At 38.8% G+C, this 1112-nt stretch carries 1 protein-coding gene; it reads left to right on the top strand.

The genetic code is table 11. The features are described 5' to 3' along the window. Nucleotides 1-360: 360 nt before the first annotated feature. Nucleotides 361-1112, top strand: a 752-nt coding sequence (locus tag PPOP_RS16690; RefSeq protein WP_042229526.1) for a hypothetical protein, incomplete at its 3' end; no start/stop codon positions are given.

Here is a 1112-nt window from a genome sequence, read left to right as displayed (position 1 = left end):
GGGGACCATCGTCTGTTCAAAGCGGATGTTGGTGGAATGTTTCATTCAGCCGGGGAACGGAACTTATGATGAATTCAACATCAGCCTGCGAAGGAGATCGCGGTGACTGGGTCCAGCGTTTCCTCTTTCTGCCTCTGTTTATCACCCTAGCCAAAGAAAAGTGAAAGTGAAGAGAATCTGCAAATTATGCATCATATCGATGAAATTGATATGATGCACCCTTACTTCAGTTATCAGCAGGTTATTCCAGAAAATATCATTAATATGTATTTTCCGATAAAAAAGAATTAATTTGTGGGTTGTATAACTAATTTTAATCATTAATATTAACATCATAAGAATATTTTGGGGGGAGAATTTATGAATAGGAAAATGACGCTAAAAAAATTAAGTCAAATCGGTCTTATTGTTGAGGTAATAAGTTGCAATTTATTAACTGGAGGAGTTTCTCCTTTGTATGCAGAAGGACAAACCCCTACGGCAGAGTTCGGTTCCCTATTGACCAAAGGGGAAGAACAATTGCAAGCATTAAAACAAGAAAAGCAAACGAAGCTAGAAGAACAACAAAAAAAATTAGTAGAAGAAGAGAGGTTGCTAGCTGAAGAAATAGAAAAGGCGAAAGAGCTTCGTGAACAAATTATGAAAGAAACAATGGAAAATAATAATGGATATATAGTAGGAAAAATTTCTGATGCGAATCTATTATCGCAAATACTGCAGGGGAGGCATCCTAAAGGTCGAGGATCGGATAGGCGGGTCAAACAACAAATACATGCCATCCGTGAAGGCCAAAAACAAGTGAAAGAAACCAAGAAAAAAATAGCCGAGATTGCAGCCCGCTATGATCAGCAAATGACTGCAATAGAGCAGAAGCAAGCGCAACATCAAGCTCAACAGCAAACCCTTCAAAACAAGCAACAAGAGCTGCTTCAAGTTGAAAACAAAGCGGCACAAGCAGATGGTCAAGCGAAGCAACAGCGAATAGAATTATATAAACGAAGCATACAAACCACCACAGATGCATTACACAGCATGATGCAAGACGTGGAATCAAGCATGGCATTGATTGCGTCTGAATTAAGTACACCAGCAAATGATCATCTAAACACAAT

Source organism: Paenibacillus popilliae ATCC 14706, assembly GCF_000315235.1.
Classification (GTDB): Bacteria; Bacillota; Bacilli; order Paenibacillales; family Paenibacillaceae; genus Paenibacillus_B; species Paenibacillus_B popilliae.
The sequence above is the reverse complement of the archived record's forward strand: the minus strand, read 5'-3'. Positions and strand labels throughout refer to the sequence as shown.